General features: G+C 42.6%; 27 protein-coding genes, 1 tRNA gene and 1 pseudogene. 16 read left to right on the top strand and 13 right to left on the bottom strand.

The features are described 5' to 3' along the window. Positions 1-88: 88 nt before the first annotated feature. From R2I63_RS02220 to metG, 5 genes are read left to right on the top strand one after another with little or no spacing between them, the layout of a single operon-like run. On the top strand, positions 89-736 hold the full coding sequence (locus R2I63_RS02220) for a ribonuclease HII (protein ID WP_316358364.1): 648 nt from the start codon (positions 89-91) through the stop codon (positions 734-736). A 22-nt stretch (positions 737-758) separates the two neighbouring features. After that, positions 759-1,628, top strand: a complete 870-nt coding sequence (locus R2I63_RS02215) for a YicC/YloC family endoribonuclease (protein WP_316358360.1) — start codon at positions 759-761, stop codon at positions 1,626-1,628. Continuing rightward, positions 1,625-2,212 carry a guanylate kinase gene (gmk, locus tag R2I63_RS02210; RefSeq protein WP_316358357.1) on the top strand — a complete coding sequence of 196 codons (588 nt, stop codon included), beginning with the start codon at positions 1,625-1,627 and terminating at the stop codon, positions 2,210-2,212. The genes R2I63_RS02215 and gmk overlap by 4 nt, the downstream gene beginning before the upstream one ends. Next, positions 2,199-2,393 (top strand): hypothetical protein, encoded by a 195-nt coding sequence (locus R2I63_RS02205; protein ID WP_316358354.1) that lies wholly within the window; start codon positions 2,199-2,201, stop codon positions 2,391-2,393. The genes gmk and R2I63_RS02205 overlap by 14 nt, the downstream gene beginning before the upstream one ends. Then, positions 2,390-4,396, top strand: a complete 2,007-nt coding sequence (gene metG / locus R2I63_RS02200; RefSeq protein WP_316358352.1) for a methionine--tRNA ligase — start codon at positions 2,390-2,392, stop codon at positions 4,394-4,396. Before R2I63_RS02205 ends, metG begins: the two co-directional genes overlap by 4 nt. Before the next feature lie 237 nt (positions 4,397-4,633). Here metG and recD2 read toward each other — a convergent pair whose 3' ends face one another. Then, positions 4,634-6,817, bottom strand: a complete 2,184-nt coding sequence (gene recD2 / locus R2I63_RS02195; RefSeq protein WP_316358350.1) for an SF1B family DNA helicase RecD2 — start codon at positions 6,815-6,817, stop codon at positions 4,634-4,636. 95 nt (positions 6,818-6,912) lie between these two features. On the opposite strand from recD2, the gene R2I63_RS02190 reads away from it, so the two are divergent. After that, positions 6,913-6,984, top strand: a tRNA-Asn gene (locus R2I63_RS02190). Positions 6,985-7,083: 99 nt separating this feature from the next. Here the strand turns inward: R2I63_RS02190 and R2I63_RS02185 are convergent. Then, entirely contained in the window at positions 7,084-8,277 is a 1,194-nt protein-coding gene (locus R2I63_RS02185) for an ISAs1 family transposase (RefSeq protein WP_316357147.1), read from the bottom strand. 79 nt (positions 8,278-8,356) lie between these two features. Between R2I63_RS02185 and R2I63_RS02180 the strand changes: the two genes are divergently transcribed. From R2I63_RS02180 to R2I63_RS02160, 5 genes are all read left to right on the top strand, one after another. Then, positions 8,357-9,628 carry a hypothetical protein gene (locus tag R2I63_RS02180; protein WP_316358348.1) on the top strand — a complete coding sequence of 424 codons (1,272 nt, stop codon included), beginning with the start codon at positions 8,357-8,359 and terminating at the stop codon, positions 9,626-9,628. Between the two features lie 29 nt (positions 9,629-9,657). After that, positions 9,658-10,239 carry a hypothetical protein gene (locus R2I63_RS02175; RefSeq protein WP_316358346.1) on the top strand — a complete coding sequence of 194 codons (582 nt, stop codon included), beginning with the start codon at positions 9,658-9,660 and terminating at the stop codon, positions 10,237-10,239. 9 nt (positions 10,240-10,248) lie between these two features. After that, entirely contained in the window at positions 10,249-10,917 is a 669-nt protein-coding gene (locus R2I63_RS02170) for a hypothetical protein (protein WP_316358345.1), read from the top strand. Between the two features lie 67 nt (positions 10,918-10,984). Continuing rightward, positions 10,985-11,554: a hypothetical protein gene (locus tag R2I63_RS02165; RefSeq protein WP_316358342.1), complete on the top strand. Its 570-nt coding sequence runs from the start codon at positions 10,985-10,987 to the stop codon at positions 11,552-11,554. 80 nt (positions 11,555-11,634) lie between these two features. Next, entirely contained in the window at positions 11,635-11,922 is a 288-nt protein-coding gene (locus R2I63_RS02160) for a hypothetical protein (protein ID WP_316358341.1), read from the top strand. Between the two features lie 160 nt (positions 11,923-12,082). Here R2I63_RS02160 and R2I63_RS02155 read toward each other — a convergent pair whose 3' ends face one another. From R2I63_RS02155 to R2I63_RS02145, 3 genes are all read right to left on the bottom strand, one after another. Continuing rightward, on the bottom strand, positions 12,083-12,433 hold the full coding sequence (locus R2I63_RS02155) for a hypothetical protein (RefSeq protein ID WP_316358339.1): 351 nt from the start codon (positions 12,431-12,433) through the stop codon (positions 12,083-12,085). Positions 12,434-12,452: 19 nt separating this feature from the next. Beyond that, entirely contained in the window at positions 12,453-13,079 is a 627-nt protein-coding gene (locus tag R2I63_RS02150; protein ID WP_316358338.1) for a hypothetical protein, read from the bottom strand. A 167-nt stretch (positions 13,080-13,246) separates the two neighbouring features. Then, on the bottom strand, positions 13,247-14,371 hold the full coding sequence (locus R2I63_RS02145) for a LicD family protein (RefSeq protein ID WP_316358336.1): 1,125 nt from the start codon (positions 14,369-14,371) through the stop codon (positions 13,247-13,249). 36 nt (positions 14,372-14,407) lie between these two features. Here R2I63_RS02145 and R2I63_RS02140 point away from each other — a divergent pair, with 36 nt between their 5' ends. After that, entirely contained in the window at positions 14,408-14,866 is a 459-nt protein-coding gene (locus R2I63_RS02140) for an NUDIX hydrolase (RefSeq protein ID WP_316358335.1), read from the top strand. An 18-nt stretch (positions 14,867-14,884) separates the two neighbouring features. Next, a complete protein-coding gene (locus R2I63_RS02135; RefSeq protein ID WP_316358333.1) occupies positions 14,885-15,685 on the top strand; it encodes an SDR family oxidoreductase in 801 nt (266 codons plus the stop codon). A gap of 7 nt (positions 15,686-15,692) precedes the next feature. On the opposite strand, the gene R2I63_RS02130 is transcribed toward R2I63_RS02135, so the two are convergent. The 6 genes from R2I63_RS02130 to R2I63_RS02105 all read right to left on the bottom strand — a co-directional run bounded on the left by R2I63_RS02130 (position 15,693) and on the right by R2I63_RS02105 (position 19,541). Then, on the bottom strand, positions 15,693-15,899 hold the full coding sequence (locus R2I63_RS02130) for a hypothetical protein (RefSeq protein WP_316358331.1): 207 nt from the start codon (positions 15,897-15,899) through the stop codon (positions 15,693-15,695). Next, positions 15,896-16,576 carry an IS630 family transposase gene (locus tag R2I63_RS02125; protein WP_316358329.1) on the bottom strand — a complete coding sequence of 227 codons (681 nt, stop codon included), beginning with the start codon at positions 16,574-16,576 and terminating at the stop codon, positions 15,896-15,898. The genes R2I63_RS02130 and R2I63_RS02125 overlap by 4 nt, the downstream gene beginning before the upstream one ends. A 56-nt stretch (positions 16,577-16,632) precedes the next feature. Continuing rightward, the gene (locus R2I63_RS02120) at positions 16,633-16,833 is read right to left on the bottom strand and encodes a hypothetical protein (RefSeq protein WP_316358328.1); all 201 of its coding nucleotides are present in this window, start codon (positions 16,831-16,833) and stop codon (positions 16,633-16,635) included. Continuing rightward, positions 16,830-17,495 carry a hypothetical protein gene (locus R2I63_RS02115; protein ID WP_316358327.1) on the bottom strand — a complete coding sequence of 222 codons (666 nt, stop codon included), beginning with the start codon at positions 17,493-17,495 and terminating at the stop codon, positions 16,830-16,832. The genes R2I63_RS02120 and R2I63_RS02115 overlap by 4 nt, the downstream gene beginning before the upstream one ends. A gap of 84 nt (positions 17,496-17,579) precedes the next feature. Next, entirely contained in the window at positions 17,580-19,208 is a 1,629-nt protein-coding gene (gene groL, locus R2I63_RS02110) for a chaperonin GroEL (RefSeq protein WP_316358326.1), read from the bottom strand. A gap of 21 nt (positions 19,209-19,229) precedes the next feature. Beyond that, positions 19,230-19,541, bottom strand: coding sequence for a co-chaperone GroES (locus R2I63_RS02105; protein WP_316358323.1), 312 nt, complete (start codon positions 19,539-19,541; stop codon positions 19,230-19,232). A 179-nt stretch (positions 19,542-19,720) separates the two neighbouring features. Between R2I63_RS02105 and pepF the strand changes: the two genes are divergently transcribed. From pepF to R2I63_RS10565, 3 genes and pseudogenes are all read left to right on the top strand, one after another. Then, a complete protein-coding gene (pepF, locus tag R2I63_RS02100; protein WP_316358321.1) occupies positions 19,721-21,535 on the top strand; it encodes an oligoendopeptidase F in 1,815 nt (604 codons plus the stop codon). Next, a complete protein-coding gene (locus R2I63_RS02095; RefSeq protein WP_316358319.1) occupies positions 21,504-21,872 on the top strand; it encodes an HPr family phosphocarrier protein in 369 nt (122 codons plus the stop codon). The genes pepF and R2I63_RS02095 overlap by 32 nt, the downstream gene beginning before the upstream one ends. Positions 21,873-22,210: 338 nt before the next feature. Continuing rightward, a pseudogene (locus R2I63_RS10565) lies at positions 22,211-22,381 on the top strand (transposase); the annotation flags it as partial. 732 nt (positions 22,382-23,113) lie between these two features. Here R2I63_RS10565 and R2I63_RS02090 read toward each other — a convergent pair. Continuing rightward, entirely contained in the window at positions 23,114-23,527 is a 414-nt protein-coding gene (locus R2I63_RS02090; RefSeq protein ID WP_316358317.1) for a bifunctional nuclease family protein, read from the bottom strand. A 37-nt stretch (positions 23,528-23,564) separates the two neighbouring features. Next, entirely contained in the window at positions 23,565-24,230 is a 666-nt protein-coding gene (rpiA, locus tag R2I63_RS02085; protein ID WP_316358315.1) for a ribose 5-phosphate isomerase A, read from the bottom strand. Between the last annotated feature and the right edge of the window lie 47 nt (positions 24,231-24,277).

Raw genomic sequence — 24,277 nt, 5'->3', positions numbered from 1 at the left:
ATCCTGCACCTCCAAAGGTAGAAACAAAGGCTGAGGCTTCTAAAGAGGAGAAAAAGCCTGAAGATGAAACTCCTAAATCGGAGTAGGGTTGAACGATCGAACCTTTTTTGAAGAGAGCGCTTATAATACTGGGCGCCGGCTGATTGCAGGTGTAGATGAAGCGGGGCGAGGTCCCCTTGCCGGTCCCGTTACTGCTGCTGCCTGCATTCTTCCTAGAGGACTTCAAATTGAGGGGATTGATGACAGCAAGAAGCTCACTCCTGAGAAACGGGAGGAGCTCTATCATGTGCTCACCACCCACCCTGACATCCACTATGGCATTGGCGTTCTTGAAAGTGTAGTCATCGATAAGATCAATATTTTGCAGGCTACTCTTAGGGCTATGGCACTAGCAGTGAACGCGCTTGACTTTGAGCCTGATTATCTTCTCATTGATGGTAATCACCTTCCCCCGACACACATTGCGGCTAAGGCGGTGATTAAGGGGGATAGTCGTTCACTAAGTATTGGGGCTGCTTCGATCATTGCTAAGCATCATCGAGACATTTTGATGAAGCAGCTCCATGAACAGTATCCTCACTATGGATTTGATCGCCACAAAGGATATGGAACGAAGCGACATGTAGAGGCCCTTAGGGCTTATGGCCCTTGCCCGATTCATCGAACTTCTTTCGAGCCAGTGCGTTCCTTGACTTGCAGCAGTGAATCAGTTATAAAACCCTCACAACCAAATTAGGATTTTCTCTATGGCGCGTAGCATGACAGCCTATGGACGGTCTCACCTTAGAACCGGCGTGGGGCACTTTATCATCGAAATTCATTCGGTAAATCGAAAAAGTTTAGACATCCACTCGAATATTCCAAAAGAACTTCTTTTTTTGGATATGGGGCTCAGGAAGCGCTTGGGTGAAGAGGTAAAGCGAGGCAATGTTACCATCCGGATTACAAAGGATAGCGGTCAAGGGACCTCTTATGAAGTTCCTAGTCTAGGAGCAATGAAGGAGATTCATAAAGAATGGATGGAGTGTGCATTAGGGCTTGGTTATAAGAAGGAAGAAGCTGTTCCATTTTCCTCATTGATGCAATTTGTGATGACCTCTTCTCCCGCAGCCCAAAAGATTGATAAGACTTTTGAAAATGAGTTGATGCAAGGGTTTGATGAAGCAATGCTTGCTTTTATTGCGATGAAGGAAACAGAGGCGAGTGCTCTCAAAGAAGATATTCTTCCGCGCCTTTGCCAGATTGTGGAGAACGTCGACAAGGTAGAAAAGCTCACAAAGGAAGCTCCAAAGCGATTTCATGAGCGTTTGGCGAAAAAACTTGAAGAGATCAAGACGAATCATGAGGCGGATGAGGATCGTTTGACCCGGGAGCTAGTCATTTTTGCGGACAAGGTGGATGTTACTGAAGAAATCACGCGTCTTGCTTCTCATGTCAAACAGTTTCGTGATATTTTAAGTGAAGATAAGCGGAGGGTAGGACGGGAGCTTGATTTTCTTATACAAGAAATGAATCGTGAGGTTAATACCATTGCGGCAAAATCGCAGGAGCTCGGGATTACACAGTTGATTTTGTCGGTAAAAAGTGAACTCGAAAAGATCCGGGAGCAATTGCAGAATATCGAATGAGTAAGAAAGGTGAACTGATCATTGTAAGTGCTCCAGCAGGAACAGGAAAAACGACTCTTGTTCATATGTTGAAGGAAGAATACCCTGAAGAAGTGGTTCAAAGTATTTCGTGCACAACTCGAAAGCCTCGCCCCGGGGAAATTGATGGAAAAGATTATGTTTTTCTGACTGATGAGGCGTTTGAGAAGAGAGTGAAAAAGGGAGAGTTTTTGGAATATGCGACGGTATTTGGGAATCGATACGGAACCTCAAAAGAGCTTGTTGAGGCGCAGCGTACAGACGGGAAGCACGTCATTTTGGTGATCGATACTCAAGGAGCAATGGAGATTAAGAAAAAAACAAAGGCTCTTTACATTTTCATAGAACCGCCTTCAATAGAAATTCTTGAAGAGAGACTAAAAAATCGCAGAACTGAGTCGCCTGAGACCCTCAAAAAACGGCTGAAATGGGCCCAGTATGAGATGGATCAGGCAAAACATTATGACTATACGATCGTTAATGACGATTTAGAGACTGCCTATACGGTATTAAAGAGTATTATAGTAGCCAAGAATCACGAAGGAGGAAATCATGGCACAAGATGAACTAACTAAAGAAAGTTATATCACCCTATTTTCGGATAACTTTCAGTTGACGCACTACGCCATCGATGTGGCGCAAAGACAAATCCAAAGTGGAAATGAAGATCTTAATGTGACACAGATGCTCAAAGAGATCCGTAAAAACCCACCAAAACAAGAAAAAGTGGAAGAAGAGCAAGAGTGAAGAGAGTTCTGATAACGGCAGCACTTCCTTATGCAAATGGGCCACTGCATTTTGGTCATATTGCTGGGGCATACTTGCCCGCGGATTGCTATGCGCGTTTTCAGAGACTTCTGGGTCATGATGTTCTCTATATTTGTGGTTCCGATGAACATGGGGTGGCGATTACCTTGAGCGCTGAGGTGGCTGGGCGAACTCCTAAAGAGCATGTTGATCATTTTCACTTAGTTCTTTCTGACTTTTTCAAGCAAATGAACATTGGTTTTGATCACTACTCACGGACTACCTGGAAAGGGCACATAGAACCTACTCAAACCTATTTCAAGCAGCTCCACAAAAATGGATATATTGAAGAGAAGGTTACTGACCAGCTCTATTCCGAAAAGGATAAGCGGTTTTTGGCAGATCGGTATGTTCAGGGGACGTGCCCTAAATGTGGGTTCGAAGAGGCTAGAGGGGATGAATGCCCTAAATGTGCTTCGAGTTACGAGGCGACGGATCTCAAGAACCCTCGTTCAAAACTCAATGGTGCTCCACTCATCCTAAAACCGACAAAGCACTGGTTTCTCCGGTTTGATCTGTTCAAAGATGAGCTTTCAAAGTGGATCAAGAAAAAACATTGGAAATCCAATGTGATGAATTTTGCCCAGAACTATATCGATGATTTGAAACCTCGGGCGATTACCCGTGATTCAGATTGGGGGGTTCCTGTTCCCCTCGAAGGGGCTGAAGGAAAGGTTCTTTACGTTTGGTTTGACGCGCCCATTGGGTATATTTCAGCAACAAAAGAGTGGGCTGAGAAGAAAGGAGAGCCCGAAGCGTGGAAGCAATACTGGTGCGATGAAAAGACAAAACTGATCAACTTTATCGGGAAGGATAACATCCCCTTTCATGCGATTTTTTTCCCAGCAATGACCATGGGACAAGATGAACCCTACAAAATTGTAGACGAGCTTCCTGCAAATGAATTTTATAATCTCGAGGGGAAGCAATTTAGTAAATCGGCTGGTTGGTATGTCGACCTAGAGGAGTTTTTTAAACACTTTTCTTCCGATCAGATTCGGTATGCTATTGCTGCAAATGCTCCTGAAACACAAGATAGTGAGTTTTCATGGAAGGATTTTCAGATGCGCTGTAATAGCGAACTCTTAGGGAAATATGGGAATCTTGTGAACCGTGTCCTTGTTTTCACTCAAAGCAAGTGCGGAGGTGTAATGCCTCCTTTTGGAGATTTGAAGCATGACGATGAACGTTTTCTAGAAAAAATTGAAGAGCTATCGAAAACGATTCATCAGGCTTATGATCACTATCATTTGCGGAAAGCGACTCAGCTTATTATGGAACTTGCTCAAAAAGGGAACATTTACTTCGACCATAAAAAACCTTGGAAGGATAGTGAAGATGGTCGGAATACGACGATTGCTTGCTGTTTGCTCGCCCTGAATACACTGGCTCTTGTCTCCTTCCCCATTATTCCTGAAACTGCTGAAAAGCTTTGGCATCTTCTTGGCAATGAAGAACCATTAAAAAATCAAACTTGGAATGGCGTTTTAGAGACCGGTATTCCAGCGCATCGCACTTTCCCGAAGCCGGAAATGCTCTTTTCCAAAGTAGAGGATACCGTGATTGAAAAACAACTTGAAGACCTAAAAAATGCTCTAAAGCCTGCTGGAGATTTGAAGGACCCGATCACCTTTGATGCTTTTCAGAAGCTCGATATTCGGGTAGCTCAGATCCTTTCCGCAAGTGAGATTCCAAAGAGCGATAAGCTCTATAAGATTGAGCTAGATCTTGGATTTGAGCGTCGGACAGTTGTTTCGGGGATCCGGAAGCAATACCCTGATCCAGGGGGGCTGATAGGGAAAAAGGTTGCTCTTGTAGCAAATCTAAAACCGGCAAAACTCATGGGAGTGGAGAGTCAAGGAATGATCCTGGCAGCAGGAGAGTCTAAGTCACTGGAAGTATTAGAGATACAAGGGGCTCCCCTGGGGAGCCCAATCGCTTAAATTCCCATAAATCCTTTAAAGGATCTCATGGCACGCTGAAAACGAGTTTTTCGCTTGAATTTGCGTAAAACTTTGTTGATTAGTTTTTTAGATTTCTTTTTCATGGTCCTGCTCCTGATTTCTCATGAAATTCGTAATAAACCTACTGGTCCTACCTAGATTCTAGCAATTATTTAATTTAATTTCAAGGAATTGAATAGATCTTTGTTGGCTATATCATCTAGTTGAAAAGGTATTTTAGGAAGAGATAGGGTTTTCTTGGCCCTGTTTAGAAAGTGAATCTTCTAGAAAATACTGAAGGCCTGTGTAACGGGTCTTCACGTTATCGGTCTTGACTGCGATAGCCAAGGCCTTTTTTGTGCCTAGAAGAATGACAAGTTTTTTGCCGCGGGTGATCCCTGTGTAGAGAAGGTTACGGAAAAGTAGCTTGAAGTGTGAGGTATGGACAGGGATGATGACGCAGGGGCATTCACTTCCTTGATATTTGTGGATCGAAACGGCGTATGCGAGCATAAGCTCATCGATATCGCAGAAATCGTACTGTACATCTTTTCCGTCAAAGGTCACTGTGAGCTCTTGTTCTTCCATGTTGATTGCTGTAATCCGACCGACATCGCCGTTGTAGACTTTTTTATCGTAGTTGTTCCGTATTTGCATCACTTTGTCGTGGATATTAAAGTGGCGACCCATTCGAACAAGGTGCAGGGATTGGGGATTCAGTTTTTGTTGAAGCGCATGGTTAAGATTGTCTGTTCCAATGATCCCTTTTTTCATTGGAGAGAGAACCTGAATATCATCGATGGCATTGAAGGGGAATTTTTCAGGGATATGATGTTCGATGAGCTGGATGATTTTTCCGAGAATTTCATCAGGAGATTCGACATTAAAAAAGACAAAATCGCTCCCTTGTTCATGCTCAGTCTCAGGAAAGTAGCCTGCATTAATCCGGTGGGCATTGGCAATGATGCGAGATCCTTTACCTTGTCGAAAAATCCATTTAAGGCGGGTGACAGGGAGTGTTTCAGAGTAGATCATATCCTTCAAGACATTCCCTGCTCCGACACTTGGAAGTTGGTCTATATCACCAATAAAAATAAGTCGAGTTTCATCGGGAACTGCCTTTAGGAGGCTATACATTAAGAGGGTATCAATCATACTTGCTTCATCGATAATGATGAGGCGGGAAGTTAGGGGGTTATCGCGATTTCTTTTAAAGCCTCCTCCATTGAAGTCAAATTCTAGAAGGCTGTGAATTGTAAAGGCTTTTCTTCCCGTAATTTCACTCATCCGTTTTGCGGCGCGCCCAGTGGGAGCAGCAAGGGTGATCTTATCGGTTACTTTAGAAGTAATAGAGAGGATCGCTCGGGTGATCGTGCTCTTTCCTGTCCCAGGTCCTCCTGTAACAATATGGATTTTTTCCTCGAGGCTTTCTTCAATCGCTTTCTTTTGCTCTTTAGCAAAGCGGATGCGGTGCGTTTCCTGTGCCCAATCGACCGCTTTGTCAAGCGTGACTGTGCGGATTTTGCAAGGGGCTTCATAGATTCTTTGCAGCTCTCGGGCGACTCCCCATTCTGCATTATAGAGAGGACGGATCCAAATGTGGGGTTTACCATCTAGAGTATCTTCTATGATGTGACCTTCCATCTCAAGAGTACCAATCTGCTCAGCGATAAGTGATCCATCGACTTCAAGGATTTTTTCGGCTTCGGGAATGAAGGCTTCTTTTAAGTAGCAGACATTTCCGTCGTTGCTTAGTTCCCATAGGACGTGCTCAATGCCCGCTTTAATCCGAAGAGGGGAGTCTTTAGTGACACCGAGGTTTTGGGCGAGCTCATCAGCTGTTTTAAAGCCAACACCGTAAATTTCTTTTGCAAGAACGTAAGGATTTTCCTTTACCTTTTCAATACTCTCTTCCCCATATTTCTTGAAAATCTTTTGGGCAAAGGAGGGGCGGACTTGGTGGGTCTGCAAAAAGATCATGACATTGCGGATGGACTTTTGTTCGCTCCAACAGTCCTCAATTTTCTTGATTCTTTTGGCCCCGATTCCAGAGACCTCGGTGAGCCGATGAGGGTGTTTATCGATAATTTCAAGGGTTTTGACCCCAAAGGTTTCAACAATACGCTTGGCATAGACAGGTCCAACCCCTTTGACCATCCCTGACTCTAAATATTTCTGGATTCCCAGGATATCAACAGGAGCTGTTAGTTCGAAATTTTGCACTTCAAATTGCCTTCCATGGCGGGCATGATGTTTCCAAATACCGCGGCAGTGAAGGGTTTCTCCAGGACTGATCCCAGGCATTGAACCGACGACAGTGATCAGATCGCTTTGTTTGGGCGTCTTAAGGCGTGCCACAGTGAAGCCGGTTTCCTCACTTGCAAAAACGATGGTGTCAATGTATCCGCTGAGCTGGTCCATAGTCAAACATCTTAACCGAACTGTTTGCGTTTGAATACAAAAATCTTGGGACCCTTGATCTAAAATCTTGAAGAGGTTATGATGACCCTCTCTATTCCGGATTAGCTCAGCGGTAGAGCAGTAGACTGTTAATCTATTGGTCGCTGGTTCGAATCCAGCATCCGGAGAGTGGGCCCGACTTTCGTCGGGCCTTGTTTTTATTTTCCCTAATTAATAAACTAGTCCGTTCAAAATACGGGGAAAGTGATGAAAAAACCAGGGACTTTTCATAAAAAAGACTTTACAGAGATGTCGTTGATTAATATTCCAAGTAGTTTAATAAGATAGCTATCGTTCCACCCAGCTAGCCGCCGTCTCTTTGCTATCCCTTTTGTTCCCTTTGCATCTACCTGAAGTATCGACTGCGCCATTCGCCGAAAAACCGCAAAATTCTCAGGGGCATTACCCGTGCTTATACAACAGGCATCTTCTTTGAAAACTACGTCCATCATCCAATGAAGATGGTTCTCTATTCCCCAGTGCCCTCGCACTAGCTTTATCGCCTCCTGAGGAATTAAAGAAAGGCTTGAGATGTAGTGACGTTTTTCTACGCTAACTTTCCCCCTAACTTCTCGTCTTGAAGTTACTTCGATAAGAGTCTTTAAGTCTTGCCACTCTTCTCGACAGTCTAACCATTCTAGGTTACTGGCTACAGCAACTTCTCGCTCCTCGATTCTTCCATGAGCTTTTTCAATTTTCTTGGCCCTAGCACACTCTGCCCCTTCATATTCAACCTCCCTTGCCTGATCGAAGAAGTTTTGGGCTTCATCATGTAAAGTTCCTTGGTTGCCTTTTAGAGCTATCACGTAATCGCCTCCTGCCCTGCGAATGTCTTCCACAATTTTTTTCTGACAGCCTGCAGCGTCAATAGTGATAATTGATCCTTTGATATCTATGGCTTTTATCAATTCTGGAATGGCAGTAATTTCATTTGATTTTTCCTCTGTTTTGACTTGGCCTAGCAACAAACTTCGACCTGTTTCCCAAGCCGAGACAAGATGAACTGTTTGCTTGGATGCCCCATTGAGCCTTTTACCATCGATTGCGATAATTTGCTTTTTCACTTCAACAGGAAGAGCTTTCATCCATCGAATGAAAGTCTCTTGTAATTTTTGGGGGTTTAGCATAACGAGAAGCCACCAAAACACTGTATAGCTGGGAGGTTTTTTGATTCCAAGAAGCCGTTGGAATAAGCTGATTTTTGTACATGCATACTCATGAATATGGATGATAGCATTAGCCCCAGCTATGACCGCTGCTAAGATAATGACTAGTAGGGCAACCAACGGATACGACAAGTTATCTTTAGCACGTGGGTCTTGGATATCTTTGAATTCTATTTCTATGGACTCAATGAAGGCTTGCTGATCTAGGAGTTGATCTACTTCAGAATAGAACTTGGCCACTTGTTTCTTTGACATAAACACCTCTAAGTTAATCAGAAGTGTTATCTTCTGTTAAATCTTAGTCAATGTCAAAACTTTTTCATGAAAAGTCCCTGTGAAAAAACGAATCTTAGCTTTATATTTAATATTATTAATGGGAACGACTGTTGCTACTCAAACAGTAATGGTTGATCTTCACTTCTCACCCTATTCGGGAGCTACAAATCTGATAACTGCCCAGGATCTACTCATTATGGGAGAGGACCGTCTTTTCCCAGGGGGGGGGCGAGATTCAACAACAAAGGTTTGGGGGAGGGCTGCTGAGCAGATCCTTTTCTGGTCGCAGCTCAATACCATGACATCTATAGCACAACATGAAATTTTTGGGCATGGATATCGGCTAAGAGAATTGGGTGTGACACCAAAAAAATATACGGTGACTCCTTGGGGTGGTGCGACCTACTTTGATGTAAAAGACTCCTTTAAGGTAGGGGATATGATGGCTGTTGCTGTTGCTGGTCTTGAAGCTGAAGCCATCTTGGCTCGTGATTTGAAAATGGAATGGATGCATCAAGGAGAGATTGATGGGCGACTTGCCATGACCTATGCTGAAGCGGAGCAGTCTCTTTTCTGGTACACTCTGATTACTCAGCTCAGAAGACTGAATAATGACGGAATTTCTGAAGGGAATGACATCGATGCGTATCTCAAACTACAAAATGCTTCCTATATCAACGATAATCTAACGATAGGGCAGCTAACCCGCTGGTCGATTTTCAACTGGCTTGATCCGATGACGTTTTACAGCTATTACGCATTCTTTTACTATATTGCTGAGGGAAGAGCGTGGAATTTTCCGATGATTTCATTGGGGGAAAATATTCGCTATCTTCCCAATGCGAAAATTGCATACGCCCCTTATGCTCCAGAAGCATATTTAGAAAATTTTTTTACGATTCACGGAGAGCCTCTTTATTTCTATTTCAAAGGAGGGAAAAGAAGTTTCGGAACAGGGTTTGCCTATGACCACTTTTTTCAAGGGAAAATAGGAACCGTGGGTTTCCGTTTTGATGGATGGAATCAAGGGGTGTTTGTCACTTCAGCAACCCTAGAAGAGTTGGATGAGACCGGGGAGGCTTATCGCCCTTCATTAAATAAGCGCAGGTGGGGGGTGGCTCTGTCGGTGACAAGTACGTTAAACCTAAATAGATTTATTGCTCTATACACTGAGCTTGGCGGAAAAACTTCGGGATACCTTCCTGGCTATGGTTTGGATAAGGAAATCGTAGGGCGGATTGGACTCAGGTTTGGCTCTAACTCTCTTCGACAAAAAATGAGTTCACAGGCTAAAATCGACTCAGTCAAATCTAACAGAGAACTCAAATGAGAAAAATATTTATGTCCTTAGGGGTTGGGATGGCGATTCTATTGACCGGATGTGCATCGTATCAAGCAAACTCTCTCTCCGCTCTGAATCCTGAGCATGTGCGGATTTATGAGAATATGGAAGGGATTTCTATTGGTTGTAAGGCTTATACTATTGAGGATTGTTATAGCTACCTTGACCGCAACGTGATTGCGAAAGGATATCAGCCTGTGCAACTCACATTTTACAATCAAAGTGATAAAAGCTATCTCTTTTCGACCAAAGGAGTAAGTCTTATCTGTGCAAGCCCTGAAGAAGTTGCTCGAACCGTTCATACATCAACAGCGGGGCGTGTAACGGGATATACGCTTGGAGGCATTCTTTTTCTCCCTGTTACTTTTCTTCTTTTTATTCCTGCGATTGTTGATGGAATTAAGTCATCAAATGCCAATGGTGCGCTCGATACTGATTTCTCTGTTAAAGCAAAAGACAGTTTTGAAATCAGGCCTAACTCATATTCAACGACACTTGTTTTTGTTCCAAAGGCTCATTATGCTCCTATATTTGAGCTTTCTTTGTCTGATCAAAAGACGGGGGAGTCTAAGGTAGTAGCCCTTTCTGCGGTTCAATAGAGGTTGCCCGTGGATCCAATAGGTAGTGAGCTAACTCCTTATGAAGTTTGGACTGTTGCTGATGCAGTTTATGAAGAAGGCTCTCTAGTCGAAAGAAACAAAGATGCGGTAAATAAATACTTAGAGGAGCAGACTGAAGGCAAAATCGTTCTTAAGGAATTAGAAAAAGTCTCGTCATATCCGTGGGTATTAGGGCTATTTTGTATCCAAAAGGGGCACCGAAAGGTTCATGTTGTGTCATTCCAAGGGAGTAATAATGATATTCAATGGATCGAAAATGTTTCAACATCCCCAATAGTAACAAAAATGTTACTATTTTCAATGACGAAGACAGTCAAGGCTTGGGAAGATAAATACATAAAGAAGTATGACAAGAAGTATGGAGAACCAAAGTGGGGTGAAGTCGTAGCTTTTACAGGGCACTCAAGAGGAGGACAGTTTGCCTCAAGATGTTGTAAGAGTAAGAAGCTCTGGAGGATTATATGGGATGGATACCGCGCTAAGAAAAGCCATTATCATATAAACCTTGCAACGAGTAAAGATCCACTTACTACAAATCCTGTTTTATCTCATCCTGAACGCTATATCAGGATATGTGATGGAGGGCATAGCCTTCATGATTTTAAGAGAGTGGTTAAAGATAAAACTTGGGCCCAGTTACTATTCGGTCAAAAGTAGAGGGCTTTCTTTTCGACAAAAAAAAGCTCTCTCGTTACACTCCGAATATATTCTTTGGAGATAACGGATGAAATGGACCCTTTTTCTTTTGACGCTACTCTTGACAGGGTGTGCTTCTTACAAAGCTAGCGACCTCTCTGCTTTAGATCCATACTCTGTAAGGAACTATCCGGAGATTGATGGGATGCATATTGGTTGCAAGGCCTTTACTAAAGAGGATTGCTTAACCTATCTTGGCCGCAATGTGATTGCGAAAGGATATCAACCGATTCAACTCACCTTTCAAAATACGACTGACAAAACCTACATTTTTTCTTCAAAAGAGATTAGCATCCCCTGCACCAATACTCAGGAGGTGGCCCAGTCCGTCTACACTTCTACGCTAGGAAGGGTTGTGGGCTACAGCCTTCTTGTATTGCCTGCAATTGTAGATGGTGTGAAATCGATGAAGGCTAACTCTAGTCTTAACGAAGACTTTCATGAAAAGGCTCGTGAGCATTTTATCATTCCCCCGGGCTCTTATAAAAAGACCTTAGTTTTTGTCCCTCGTGCGCACTATCATCCAATTTTTGATCTTTCCCTTCTTGAGCAGGAAACAGGAAAGCACAAAATAATCGGCCTCTCATTGGTAAAGTAAAATGTTTAATATTATATAATACAAAAAACATCGATTTTTTATTATTAATTATTGTAATTGTCATTGTAAAGTGAAGTCGTTTGTTTAGTTTAAGTATTCGTGAGTATTCAAATAGTATTTACGCTTCTGCATCAGAAAAAGCAGTGCCTATCTGGGGGCATTTAGACTCAGGAGCTAGGATGTTCGCTACTGAAGTCAATAATTATATTGAATCCATCCGTGAGGGGGTTGAGTTTGCAGAAAACTCAAGGGGAGAAATTTTTAAAAAGGCATCGGAAATGATGAGTAGTTCTTCTCCTTCTGATGAAAAAGCTTGCATTTTCTCTGCTAATTTCGCTTCCAACGACGTTTTTTATCAAAGACATTAAGGCAAAGACCCAGCTTGAACTCAAAAATGCGAGTTTGCTTTCCGATGCCGCTTGGATGTTTGTGCGAAAAACCGTCTATGTAGGTGTGGCTGTTTATTTAATAGATTGCTTATTTTCAATAATGGCCCATCAAAGTGCAGCTGAACACGCTTCTAAGCGCTCAATTCTTCCCGTATAAATACGGGTTTAGAATTCGAAGCGACTCTTGATAATGAATCCTGAGAGAGAGGTTGCCTCTTGCCGGGCGAAAAATGGCTGGCGCATCGATTGAAGAAGCGTTGTTAAAGGTTGAGTTGTCAGAAGTCGTCTGATTGAGATGATTATAGGAGGGGTAGAGATGAGCTTCCCATTCAATATCAAACATCATACGGAATGTCTCCTTAAATTGCGGGTTGATCCATGTTTGTTCAACCCTAGATCCAATGGCAAAGTCGATGATTTGTTGATAGGTCCAATCCATTGCAACGTCCCACCCATCATAATTGGTGTTGACTCCAAAGGCTATGCGCACACCTGGAGCCTAATCCCAATCAAAGGCATAGATTCTTTTTGGCTGAGTTGTTGGAGTGGGTTCCATCGGTAAACCAAGGGGAAGCTAGGGCTTGTGTTCCGATAGGGTTTTGTAGTCTAGTCAAATCGTTGGCTGGATAGCTTTGAACATTGATTGAATCAAAGCTGCTGTTGTAGATCCAAGTCCAATCACTATAGACGTCCCAAACATCGTGGTTTGTGACAACTCCGACTCCAAACCAAACGCCTCGTCCCCAGCTCCAGTGGGGCTCATAAATTTTTTCAGGGCCGACAAAGCGAGCTGCGGGATCAGCTGAATTTTCTTGGGTGAATATGACGTATTTTGTTGCATATGCGAGGTTGGTTGTTGTGGCATACCAGTAGAGGAACTCAGCATTCACGACAAAATCGATTTTGTGCTCAGGTAGGGAACCTGCTGGTGGCGTAATAGGAGGCATTTCTTTCTCCACATGGGGAGAAACGGGTGCTATAGAGCGCTGCTGCAGCTGAGGTGGAGGCGCTTGTCTTTGTTGCTGCACTTGAGGAGGCGGTGTCTGTTGTCCTTGGGGCATTGTCTGCTGCTGTCTTTGCTGAGGAGGCTGTTGCTTGCTGTTGCTGTGATTGAGGGGGCACTTGCTGCGGATCATGAGCAAACAATACAAGTGGAAATAGGAAGAAAAAGAACTTCTTAAGCATGAGATTACCTCTTTCATTAGCAAGATAAAAAAGCGTAACAAAAAATTAATTAGTGCGCCAAGGGTAACAGTTCGAGAAGCCTGCTGCAATTGCAGAATATTTGTGATAGAGATGCTATCTAGTGAGCGAGTGGAACGTTCCAATAAGGGTGTGTAAGGTCTTTTTCGTATTCACCAGTTTCTTCATTGTAGGCTCGTGGAGGATTGATGTTGGGACCGTACTTGTATTGGATGAAACGGGCTGTTTTGTTGGGAACAGGGACTTCGATCCCATCAAAGATGCCTTTCTTCAGTGGAAATACGACATCAAAGGGGATAGGGGACATTTGTCTCCGTTCCCTTTCTTTCCAATCTTCTGCCATGAAGTTGCTATCAAGGTGTGCAACGATATAGGTGATTGTTTTTTTAGCGGGGTCAATATCATTGCAGTAGATATCAATGTGGTTTTGACTTTCTTTTACGTAAACGCGAATATAGCTTCCAGGACGCCCTCGGCTTGACCAATCTTGAGAAGCAAATTTTTTAGAATTGAGATTTTTAAGGATGTTTTTAGCATTTTGGAAGTCATCGACAAGAATTGAAAGGTCGAGGTCGTTATCCCATGGGATAACTCCTCCATATCGATAGGCCCCAATACATGTGCCGCAATCAACCCAGAAGGGGATCCCAGCTTCTGAAAGAAGTTTAGAGATTTCAACGAGGGCTTCTTTATCGGGAGCTAGATTGTTTTCATCGCCTGGGCGGCGTTTATACCCTTGAGGAATGCATGCCTCGCCTTCCCTCCAGTCAGTAGTATCGATGCCAAAAGTGTGGAATTGCTTAAGATTTGAGAGCATTTTAGTGGAGTTAAAGTGGGCTTTTAGAGCGATGTGGCGCGCCTTGACTTCATGATTAAAAAGAGCAATTCCTTTCACAGTGCATCCCAAAAGAACTCCCGGTGTGAAAAATGTTAAAGCAATAGGAGAATAGACGCGTTTTTTAGTTTGGTACTGAAACCGTTGTTTTACCTCAAACTCTTGGCCATTAAAACTTACAGATTTTCCTTCGCAGAGGTATTGGGTTGGCATAAGCAGGACATTTGCAAATTTTTCAAGGCCCCGAGCTTCTTCAAAAGAGGTGTTGATGACAACATTTTCGGAAAGTGTGTGATAGTAGCTGACCAAAACCATTCCGATTTGGAGAAAAACACCTGTAGCTCCAGGAAAAAGCTTACATATTTTTGGAAATATATCTATGATAGCCATACCCGTGCACTTTACAGAATACCCAATTTATTGGAAATGGCTCTTCAAGTTTTTTTAGAAGCTCCCGAGGGATTTATCTCAGACCTTACTGTTATCGGATGTTATTGTCAGTACCAGGATGCCTTTCTACTCCTCAAACGCCACCCCAAATGCTTTTCAGGTGAAAAGTGGTGCCTTCCTGGGGGGAAACTCAATGAAGGAGAAGCTCGCATTGAAGGAGCACGGCGAGAATTACATGAAGAGGCGGGAGTCGCGTTGGTTCCAAAGGATCTTTCTCATTTTCTCACATTTTATTTTGATCGAGGGGATTTGAAATATGACTTCACTGTTTATCATTGCTCTTTTGAAAAGAGACCTGCACTTCAGATTCATTTGAAGGAACATACTGAAGGGAGATGGGTGACTCATAAAGAGGCTATCACTTTTCCACTGATAGCTGGTGGACGTGAAGTTCTAGACTATTGCTTGCAAAAGAGAGGTGATTTGAGTATTTAGGGGGAAAGGAGTCGACTTATGACAAAATTACTCAAAGGCCAAAAGGCACTTGTAACAGGATCTAGTTCAGGAATCGGGCATGGAGTTGCTGCTGCGCTTGCAAAAGCGGGTGCAGACGTAGTTGTGAACTATGCAGGCAATAAGGAAAAAGCCGAAGCAGTTGCTGATGAAGTTTCCAAGCTTGGGGGAAAGGTTCTCGTTGTAAAGGCGGATGTTTCAAATGAAGAAGAAGTTCAAGCGATGTTTCAGCTCATGATTAAAGAGTTTGGAACGATCGATATCCTGGTTAACAATGCAGGTCTTCAACAAGATTCTCCTTTTGCCGAAATGACCCTCGATAAATGGAACAAGGTTTTAGGAATTAATCTTACCGGACAATTTCTGTGTGCTCGTGAGGCGGTTCGTGAGTTTAACCGAAGGGGAATGCGAGATGTTTCTTGCGCTCTAGGGAAGATCATCTGCATGAGTTCTGTGCACGAAATGATTCCCTGGTCTGGGCACGCTAACTATGCCACTTCTAAAGGGGGAATCATGCTTATGATGAAAAGTATTGCCCAAGAACTGGCTCCTCAAAAAATTCGGGTCAACAGTATTTGCCCAGGGGCAATCAAGACTCCGATCAATAAAGAAGCCTGGAAAACTCCCGAAGCTTTAGAAGAACTAATGAATGTGATCCCTTATAAACGAATTGGTCAAGTTGAGGACATTGGCAATACCGCTGTTTGGCTTGCCTCAGATTTAGCTGACTATGTCAATGGAACCAGTATTTTTGTTGATGGAGGAATGACACTCTTTCCAGGCTTTAGCACAAATGGGTAGTGCGAAATTATTTCGGGGTGTCTTTTGGGGCATTGTATGGATGGGGAGCGGTGTGGCTGCGTTTTTCTTGGATGAGTCTTTTTAGAAACGGAGTAAGAAGGAAGAGCACCACTCCCGCAATGATAGCACTCCAACCTAGAAAGTTAAAGGTCTCAGAAAAATTGGAATTGGTTTCAAGAGGATTACTAATACCATTCGTAAAAAATAACGTCATAAAATAGCCCACGGTCTTGAGCAGAGCCTTCTCACTCTGGTTGGAGTGTCAACAAATGCATTCCATGCATCGCAGCAGGCCATTGTAATCGCATCATAATCTTCATAACAGCGATTCGCTAGATGTTCATCTCGAAGCGTTTGCCATACTTGTTCTGTTGGATTCAACTCTGGAGAAACCGGAGGAAGCGGTAGAAGGCTTATGTTGCTAAACCTTTTAAGTCGCTTTGTTGTATGCCAAGCAGCTCTATCCAGCACAATAACTGCATGCCTTCCTTCAGGAATCTTCATGGAAATGTACTCAAGATGCACAAGCATTGCCTCTGTATTTACAGCTGGCATTACAAGGCCTACAGCTTCATCTCTGACGGGGCAAATAGCTCCAAATATGTAAGCGTATTCAAATTGCTGCTGACGTGCGAGCCGAGGACGTGTTCCTTTATTGGCCCATGTACGGGTTACAGTGCCTCTTTGCCCCACTCTAGCCTCATCTTGGAACCAAATATCAACAGACTCTATTTCTACTCCTGCTGTTTCTGTAAACGTCTTCCCTTCTTGGAGATGGGCAAATACCAGAAACCGTCTCCTTTCTCTTGGACTCCCCTCTGTTTTAGCAAGCTTATCGAAATCGTACTGATCAAGTCCTTTTATCTGAGCGGCCTTTCTTCCTCTCAACACTCACCTCCTGTTAAAGTCAAACAGCTTACATGAAAAGACTAATTAAATTTATGACTTTATTTTTTACGAATGGTATTAAATGCTACAAATGACCCAGTAATGGCAATTGCTGTCTCGGCTCCCAGATGGAGGCCTTTGGTGTTGAAAAGGACGAGCGTTGAATAAAGGACACTGAAACTCAAGGTCGAGAAAATTTGGATCACAAAAAGTGTCCGCATTCCTTGTATTTTGTCTTTGGTGAGGGGCAAGTGAGTCATAAAAAGGGAATGACTCCTTTGATGATGTCAACAGGAGCTTCAATGATAGATTTAAGCCCTTTCTCCAAAAAGATCGATTGCATCATTTTCTGTACGATAATTTCTGAGATTTCTTGAGTAGGAATTCCCTTATCGGAGCTGATATTATCAAACTCAAGGCGTTCAATAAGGGAGAGGTGGTGAAGTTTCCCATCGGAAAGGATCAAATCAATTTGAATGTTGGTAAGAATCAGTTTGTTTATAAGCGCAGACCTTTTTATTGGGAGAAGACTCTTATGATCGACTGCCATATTACCCATGAGCGTTTGCCAATTGCCTTCAGTCTGGTCTTTATTGTAGATTTCAATGTTGACGTAGACGCTATCCAAATGAATTTGATTAATTAGAATAGGGTTTTCAAGATACTGCTTATATGGAGCATCTACTTTGATTCTTTTTACCCTCATTGCAGTAGGAAGTCGCGCTGACTTGGGATTGGCGATCATGATATCGTCAATCGTGAAGCTATCTTTTCCCCAAATGACATCCTTAATCGAGACAGGTGTCATTGTCTTTTTTGAGATGATTTCTGCAAGGATCATAGAAGAATTCAAGTAAGCAAGATAGCCTAATCCTGTGATGACTAGGATGATGGCCACAAGGATTGCAATAAGTTTCTTCATAACCCCACGGATAAATCATCGAAGCATAAAAAAAAAGCACTTCCATTTAGGAAGTGCTTTTTTTCTCGAAGAGAGTGAGGAATACTAGTACTCCATTCCTCCGCCTGCCATTGCAGGAGCCGCTTTGTCTTCTGAAGGCTCATCGGTGATAATTGCTTCTGTTGTAAGAAGAAGAGAAGCAATTGATGCAGAAAGCTCGAGCGTAAGGCGAGTGACCTTGGTAGGGTCGATAACTCCCATGTCAACAAGGTTGCCGTACTCATCCGTAAGAGCGTTCCACCCTTCGTTTGCTTTCATTCCCATCACCTTTTGGACAACAATCGATCCTTCTTGTCCTGCATTTTCAGCAATTTGGCGTAAAGGGTAGGAGATAGCTTTCATGACGATCTCAGCACCTACTTTTTTGCATCCTTTGAGGCTTGTGATAAGCTTTTCAAGGACAGGGACGCAATGTACAAAGGCACTTCCACCACCAGGTAGAATTCCTTCTTCAACAGCGGCTTTTGTGGCTTGAAGAGCATCATCAACGCGGTCTTTTTTCTCACGCATTTCAACTTCAGTAGCAGCACCTACGCGGATAATACCAATCCCACCTGAAAGCTTCGCAAGACGCTCTTCAAGTTTTTCTCGGTCGTAATCAGAGGTGCTATCTGCAATCTGTCTCTTAATGAGTTCGATCTGCTTTTGGATCTCTTTGCTATCGCCTCCACCCTCAACTAGAGTAGTGTCTTCTTTTTTGACGACGACTTTTTTCACAGTTCCAAGCATTTCTAGAGTGACTTGATCAAGCTTCATTCCAAGCTCTTCACTGATATACTCTCCGCCTGTCAAGATTGCGATATCTTTAAGGCTTTCTTTGCGGCGATCTCCAAATCCAGGAGCTTTTACAGCACAAATTTTAAGTCCTGCTCGGAGACGGTTCACAACTAGTGTTGCGAGTGCTTCACCTTCAACATCTTCAGCAATAATAATGAGTGGGCGACCACTCTCTGCTACAGCTTGAAGAACAGGAAGAAAGTCCTTCATCGAGGAAATTTTCTTGTCGTAAATCAGAACAAAAGCATTTTCATAAATAGCTTCTTGAGTTTCAGGATTTGTAACAAAATAAGCAGAAAGATATCCGCGGTCGAAGTTCATACCCTCAACGATATCAAGGGTGGTTTCAAATCCCTTTCCTTCTTCAACTGTGACGGTTCCATCTTTTCCAACGCGCTCCATCGCTTTTGCAATCGTTTCTCCAATTTCAGGATCGTTGTTTGCAGAAACGGTTGCAACTTGAGCGATTTCCTTGCGGTCTTGGATCGACTTACTCATTTTTTTGAGCTCTCCAGTCACAATATCAACAGCTTCTTCAATTCCTCGCTTGATTTCCATAGGGTTTGCCCCAGCGGTTACATTTCGAAGGCCTTCGCGATAAATCGCTTCAGCAAGAACAGTCGCAGTGGTTGTTCCATCACCAGCCTTATCGTTCATTTTGCTGGCTACTTCGATGACCATCTGGGCGCCCATATTCTCATGCTTGTCTTCAAGCTCAATCTCTTTTGCAACGGTCACACCATCTTTTGTAACCTTAGGAGCTCCGTAACCTTTGTCGATCGCAACATTGCGTCCTTTTGGTCCAAGAGTCACTTTGACCGCAGAAGACAGAGCTTTCACCCCTTTCTGTATCTTGTTTCGTGCATCTTCTTTAAATTTAATATCTTTAGGTGCCATAAATAATTCTTCTCCTTGTTGTTATTCAATCGTTGCGATAATGTCACCAGCACGAAGAACAACATATTCTTCATCATCCATGGTCACTTCTTGTCCAGAATACTTGTCCATTAAAACCTTGTCTCCAACCTTAACAGGCATGGGAAGGTTTTTACCATCATCTGTGGTTTTTCCACTACCAATGGCGACGACAATGGCCATTTCCTGCTTCTTTTTTGCGCTATCAGGAAGAATAATGCCTCCTTTAAGAGTTTCTTCTTGTTCAATTCTTTTAACGAGAAGACGATCTCCAAGAGGCCTAAGAGAGACTTTCTTTTGAGTTTGTTGAGTCATATGAATCACTCCGTTATAGGTTAAAATTCTTGTACAAAGTTTATAGCTTGAAGGATATCTGAGGAAGGATTTTTTTTCAATAAAAATTAGCACTTCTTGAATCCATGTGCTAACAGTTTTTTTGTTTGCGAAAGAAAACTTGATTGCATACCCTGGCTTTTCAATTTATAGGAGAATGTATGGCTAAAGAACGCAGAGAAGTAAGTGCTGAAGATACATGGGATGTTGATTCACTATACCCTAATCTTGAGGAATGGGAAAAAGATTTTACCAAACTGACAAAAAATAAATCCGATGCTTCACGGTGGCCCCACCTTGCCTCATATCAAGGAAAAATTGGAGAAGGGGCAGGTAAACTTTCTACGCTTCTTACAGAAACAAACAAGATTGAAAGATGTCTCTATAAACTTTATACCTATGCCCATCTCCGTCATGATGAGGATGTTGCTAATGACATTCATAAAAATGCTTACGACAAAATCTCTCTTCTCTATTTCGATTTTCAAAACGAAACTTCTTGGGTTCAGCCAGAGATTCTTCAGCTTCCTGAAGAAACATTCAATCGGTATCTTGAGGACAAATCGCTTGCAGAGCATCGCATTCAACTTGAGAAACTCTCAGCTCTTAAACCTTACACACTCACTTCCGATAAGGAGCACCTGCTCTCTCTTGCGAGTAAGGCTCTCGATACACCATCTAAAGCCTTTGGGGTGCTTAATAATGCAGAACTGAAGTTTGAACCTGCAAAAGATGAAAAAGGAAAAGAGCATGAGCTCACTCATGGAAGATACTCTCTTTATCTCCAGTCAAAAGATCGCACCTTAAGGAAAAATGCAGTCCTTAATCTTCATAGAACATTTGGGGAATTTGAAAACACTATCTCTGAGCTTATCAATGGACAAATCCAGGCTCACATCTTTCAGGCCAAGGCTCGCGGATATGATTCTGCTCTTCATGCAGCCCTTACCCCTCATCAAATCGATATAGAGGTCTATCATAACCTTGTTTCAACAGTGAGAAATAACATTTCACCTCTTCATAAGTATGTCTCTCTAAGGAAAAAGCTTCTAGGTTACGATCAACTCCATTTTTATGATCTTTATACCTCTCTAGTTCCTGAGTACGAGAAGAAATATTCTTATTCTGAAGGAACAAAGCTTGTCCTTAATGCAATAAAGCCACTTGGTCCAGGTTACCATGAAATCTTAGAAAGAGGATTTGGTCCTGAGAGGTGGGTAGATCGTTATGAAAACGCACGTAAAAAATCGGGAGCATATTCGAGTGGATGTTATGATAGTGTTCCCTATATTCTGATGAATTTTCAAGGGACACTGCGGGATGTTTTTACCCTCGCTCATGAGGCAGGACATAGCGTCCATTCTTATCACAGCAATAAGGAACAACCCTTTCAGTACTCCAACTATTCTATTTTTGTGGCTGAGGTTGCCTCAACCTTTAATGAAGAGCTCTTATTTCGCCATCTAATGGGAAAGGCTGAGTCTCACGAAGAAAAGTGTTATCTGCTGAATCAAAAGATTGATGATATCCGTGCCACACTTTTCCGCCAGACACAGTTTGCTGAGTTTGAACTCACGCTTCATTCTTTAGCAGAGAAAGGAGTCCCTCTGAATGCAACGACCCTAAAAGAGACCTATAGTAAACTTAATAAAGATTATTATGGGAAAGACCTTTTCTTAGATCCTGAAATTGATGTTGAGTGCTTACGCATTCCTCATTTTTATTACAACTTCTACGTATATCAATATGCGACAGGAATTAGTGCTGCTTATGCCTTAGTAGAGCGGCTTATGAAAGAAGGAGAGAAGGCTCAACAAGATTACCTAAAGTTTCTATCCTCTGGATCTTCGCTCTATCCTGTAGATTTGCTAGAAATAGCTGGGGTCAATATGAGAGAAAACGGCCCTATTGAGAAGCTTATTAAGCGCTTTTCATCCCTTGTTGATGAGTTTGAAAAAGAAATTAACGCTTGCTGAAAACCCATTAGAGAGGGTATTTGTTAAGCCAGAGTTAAAACCCCATAAAGTTATGAGCAATGATTTGAAAGTAGACAAGCCGATAGTTATCCTCAACGATAAAGGGCTTCACACCAGACCCGCGACGGAACTTGTAAAGTGTGCGCAAAATTTCAAAGCGCAAATTTTCCTTATTTATCAAGGGCTAAATGTTAATGCCAAGTCTCTTCTTGGGGTTCTCATGCTTGCTGCCACTCGCGGAGCTAGAATCGAGGTTGAGGCAGAAGGCTCGGATGCTGCTGAAGCGGTAGAAGCCCTCGCAGTCCTTGCAAGAAACCGTTTTAATATTCGCTATTAGCGATCAAACTTAAAAAATTGAGCTTTTTTGTTTCCTTTGAGAGCCTCAGAAAGGGAGATCTTTTTTTCCTCATATTCCTCTTTTTATTATCTTGTCCATTGGTATATATTGCGTAGAGTCTTTTGTTTTTTGCCGCTTCCATGCTCGTTGCTCCCTTACAAGACAAACAATTGTTCCGTTCCAATGTACCCAAAAAAAGAATAAACGCCGCGATTCCCATAAGATTATCCCGCTAATAAATATTTGAAAAAGAGGAAGTTATAAATCAAATGCTATGCGACAAACAGTGGAATATTTTGAAAACCTTACTACCATAAGATCCAGTCAAAAGAGGGAAAGGTATGCCTCATGGAAATTTTCGCTCTGTGTTGAATGCAATTTTTTGGATCTTACATACAGGAGCCAGGTGGAAAGATGTTCCAATAAATCCTAATTTTGCTTCAAAGAGCACAGCCCATAGATGGCTACAAAGGTGGAAAAAAGAAGGAGTCTATACTGCTCCCTATTAAGACAATAAAGGAAAACGTAGAGTAAACTGGTCAAAAAAACAATAAGGAGACGAGTTTATGAAACCAAGAAAATTATCAGAATTTCCACATACCTATCGATAGACAAATTTTCTTCTTGAAGAAGAACCCAAGGATTAACACTTCCTAATTCATCGATAGGGACATCCCAAGCTGTTTGCTGAATGCAGGAAGCCGTTTGAAATGAGGATGCAGGGATCGGGTTTAATAGAAAGGGTGGGAGGCAAAGAATGTAAAATATATGTAATAAAAAATTTCATCTTTTCAAAGCTAAATTACACTCTGCTTTTTTCAAATAAAATTTTTTACTATAAAGAGCTTTTGATTTTCTCTATGTAGGTTTCTAAAATCCATTCTCTCTTGAAACGCTTCCTTTGTGAACCTTCTGTGCTTTGTTTTAGCTTTCTTAATACGGGTCCGTGAGTGAGACCGCCTTCCTTCAACAGCATACTTCTTGCACTGGACACTGGCTGTGTTCTCTAATTGCGCGCAAGAGCTTCTCTCGATTTTCTAAAGTAACAGGCGTTTTCCAGTATTCTCTACGGGATTTTTTTATTGGTACTTGCTTATGCAGGCGTGGGCTCGGAAGATCGTACTATCAATCATGATGTATTCCATGTCTGGGTCTCCTGAAAAATAGTAGAGTATTTTGTACCACGACAAAGGAGCGTATTTTCTCTTTACTACGCTCTCTTTTTTTGAACAAACAAGAGATTACTCTTCAATGGAGATGGTCTTTTCGAGGACCTCTCTCGTGCAGTAGATGGGGATGTCGTTTTCGAGGGCAAGGGTTAAGCAATCGCTCGGACGGGCATCGATTTCTAGAATCCTTCGTACTTCGTCAGTTTCTTGCTCGACAAAGAGACGAGCAAAGTAGATGGTGTCCTGCACATCGGTTATAACCACCTGGAGAAGGCTGATATCAAGACCGTTAAAGAGAGAGTTAATGAGGTCATAGGTATATGGTCGCGTCTTAACCTGTTCAGAAAGATGCATTTGTAGGTTTTGTCCTACATGAGGGGATGTGTAAATCGCAAATTGCTTTTCTTCGGTACCTAAAATGAAAACGGTATAGTTTTGTGATTGCATGATCTTATTGAACTGTATAGGAATAAGCTCAAAATCCATCAATTCCCCCCTGGTCTCTTTTGTCATTATAGAACAATTAGGACCAGTGATCAACCGTCCCATCGGCTTTCCCAACAAGGACACGGCCTGCTAGATTAAAGAAAAACCCTGTTTCTAAGACACCTGGGATCCGAGAAAGTTTTTCGTGATCTTTTTCAGGGTCATCACGAAGTGATTCAAAACGAATGTCATAGATATGATTTCCGTTATCAGTAACGTAGAGACCATCGTTATTACGCTCACGTAGAGATCCCTGGTGTCCGAGCTTTCGGATTTTGTCGATAATTGCTTCGGTGGCAAAGGGGAGAATCTCAACTGGAAGGGGGTGTTTTCCCAACTTTTTAACAACTTTAGATTCGTCGACGATCACAACCATTTCGCGGCTAGTATTGGCCAGGATTTTCTCTCGAAGGAGAGCTCCACCGCCTCCCTTGGTCATAATCTTTTCTGAGGTGATTTCATCAGCTCCATCGACAGTGAGATCAATCGAAGTAACGGTGTTGATATCGGCAACGGGAATCCCTCCGTCTTTAGCTTGAGATTCAGAACGGATAGAGCTTGAAACAACTTGGACCTCAAGACCATCTTGAACACGTTCGATTAATCGGGTAATAAAGTAAAAAACTGTTGAACCCGTTCCAAGGCCTACAAGCATTCCACTTTCTACGAAATCGGCGGCGGCATAACCTACGGCTTTCTTCATTTCTTCCATACATCTGATTCTCGCTAATGTTTACATTGAGGGCAACA

Origin of the sequence: Candidatus Neptunochlamydia sp. REUL1 (genome assembly GCF_963457595.1) — a bacterium.
GTDB lineage: Bacteria > Chlamydiota > Chlamydiia > Chlamydiales > Simkaniaceae > Neptunichlamydia.
The sequence above is the reverse complement of the archived record's forward strand: the minus strand, read 5'-3'. Positions and strand labels throughout refer to the sequence as shown.

Bases quoted from the DNA above. Each gene is read 5' to 3' on its own strand.
- R2I63_RS02215 (WP_316358360.1), top strand. From the start codon at position 759: ATGACAGCCTATGGACGGTCTCACCTTAGAACCGGCGTGGGGCACTTT.
- gmk (WP_316358357.1), top strand. From the start codon at position 1,625: ATGAGTAAGAAAGGTGAACTGATCATTGTAAGTGCTCCAGCAGGAACA.
- R2I63_RS02205 (WP_316358354.1), top strand. From the start codon at position 2,199: ATGGCACAAGATGAACTAACTAAAGAAAGTTATATCACCCTATTTTCG.
- recD2 (WP_316358350.1), bottom strand. From the start codon at position 6,817: ATGGACCAGCTCAGCGGATACATTGACACCATCGTTTTTGCAAGTGAG.
- R2I63_RS02185 (WP_316357147.1), bottom strand. From the start codon at position 8,277: ATGTCAAAGAAACAAGTGGCCAAGTTCTATTCTGAAGTAGATCAACTC.
- R2I63_RS02175 (WP_316358346.1), top strand. From the start codon at position 9,658: ATGGCGATTCTATTGACCGGATGTGCATCGTATCAAGCAAACTCTCTC.
- R2I63_RS02165 (WP_316358342.1), top strand. From the start codon at position 10,985: ATGAAATGGACCCTTTTTCTTTTGACGCTACTCTTGACAGGGTGTGCT.
- R2I63_RS02150 (WP_316358338.1), bottom strand. From the start codon at position 13,079: ATGATCCGCAGCAAGTGCCCCCTCAATCACAGCAACAGCAAGCAACAG.
- R2I63_RS02145 (WP_316358336.1), bottom strand. From the start codon at position 14,371: ATGGCTATCATAGATATATTTCCAAAAATATGTAAGCTTTTTCCTGGA.
- R2I63_RS02140 (WP_316358335.1), top strand. From the start codon at position 14,408: ATGGCTCTTCAAGTTTTTTTAGAAGCTCCCGAGGGATTTATCTCAGAC.
- R2I63_RS02135 (WP_316358333.1), top strand. From the start codon at position 14,885: ATGACAAAATTACTCAAAGGCCAAAAGGCACTTGTAACAGGATCTAGT.
- R2I63_RS02130 (WP_316358331.1), bottom strand. From the start codon at position 15,899: ATGACGTTATTTTTTACGAATGGTATTAGTAATCCTCTTGAAACCAAT.
- R2I63_RS02120 (WP_316358328.1), bottom strand. From the start codon at position 16,833: ATGACTCACTTGCCCCTCACCAAAGACAAAATACAAGGAATGCGGACA.
- R2I63_RS02115 (WP_316358327.1), bottom strand. From the start codon at position 17,495: ATGAAGAAACTTATTGCAATCCTTGTGGCCATCATCCTAGTCATCACA.
- groL (WP_316358326.1), bottom strand. From the start codon at position 19,208: ATGGCACCTAAAGATATTAAATTTAAAGAAGATGCACGAAACAAGATA.
- R2I63_RS02105 (WP_316358323.1), bottom strand. From the start codon at position 19,541: ATGACTCAACAAACTCAAAAGAAAGTCTCTCTTAGGCCTCTTGGAGAT.
- pepF (WP_316358321.1), top strand. From the start codon at position 19,721: ATGGCTAAAGAACGCAGAGAAGTAAGTGCTGAAGATACATGGGATGTT.
- R2I63_RS02095 (WP_316358319.1), top strand. From the start codon at position 21,504: ATGAGTTTGAAAAAGAAATTAACGCTTGCTGAAAACCCATTAGAGAGG.
- R2I63_RS02090 (WP_316358317.1), bottom strand. From the start codon at position 23,527: ATGGATTTTGAGCTTATTCCTATACAGTTCAATAAGATCATGCAATCA.
- rpiA (WP_316358315.1), bottom strand. From the start codon at position 24,230: ATGAAGAAAGCCGTAGGTTATGCCGCCGCCGATTTCGTAGAAAGTGGA.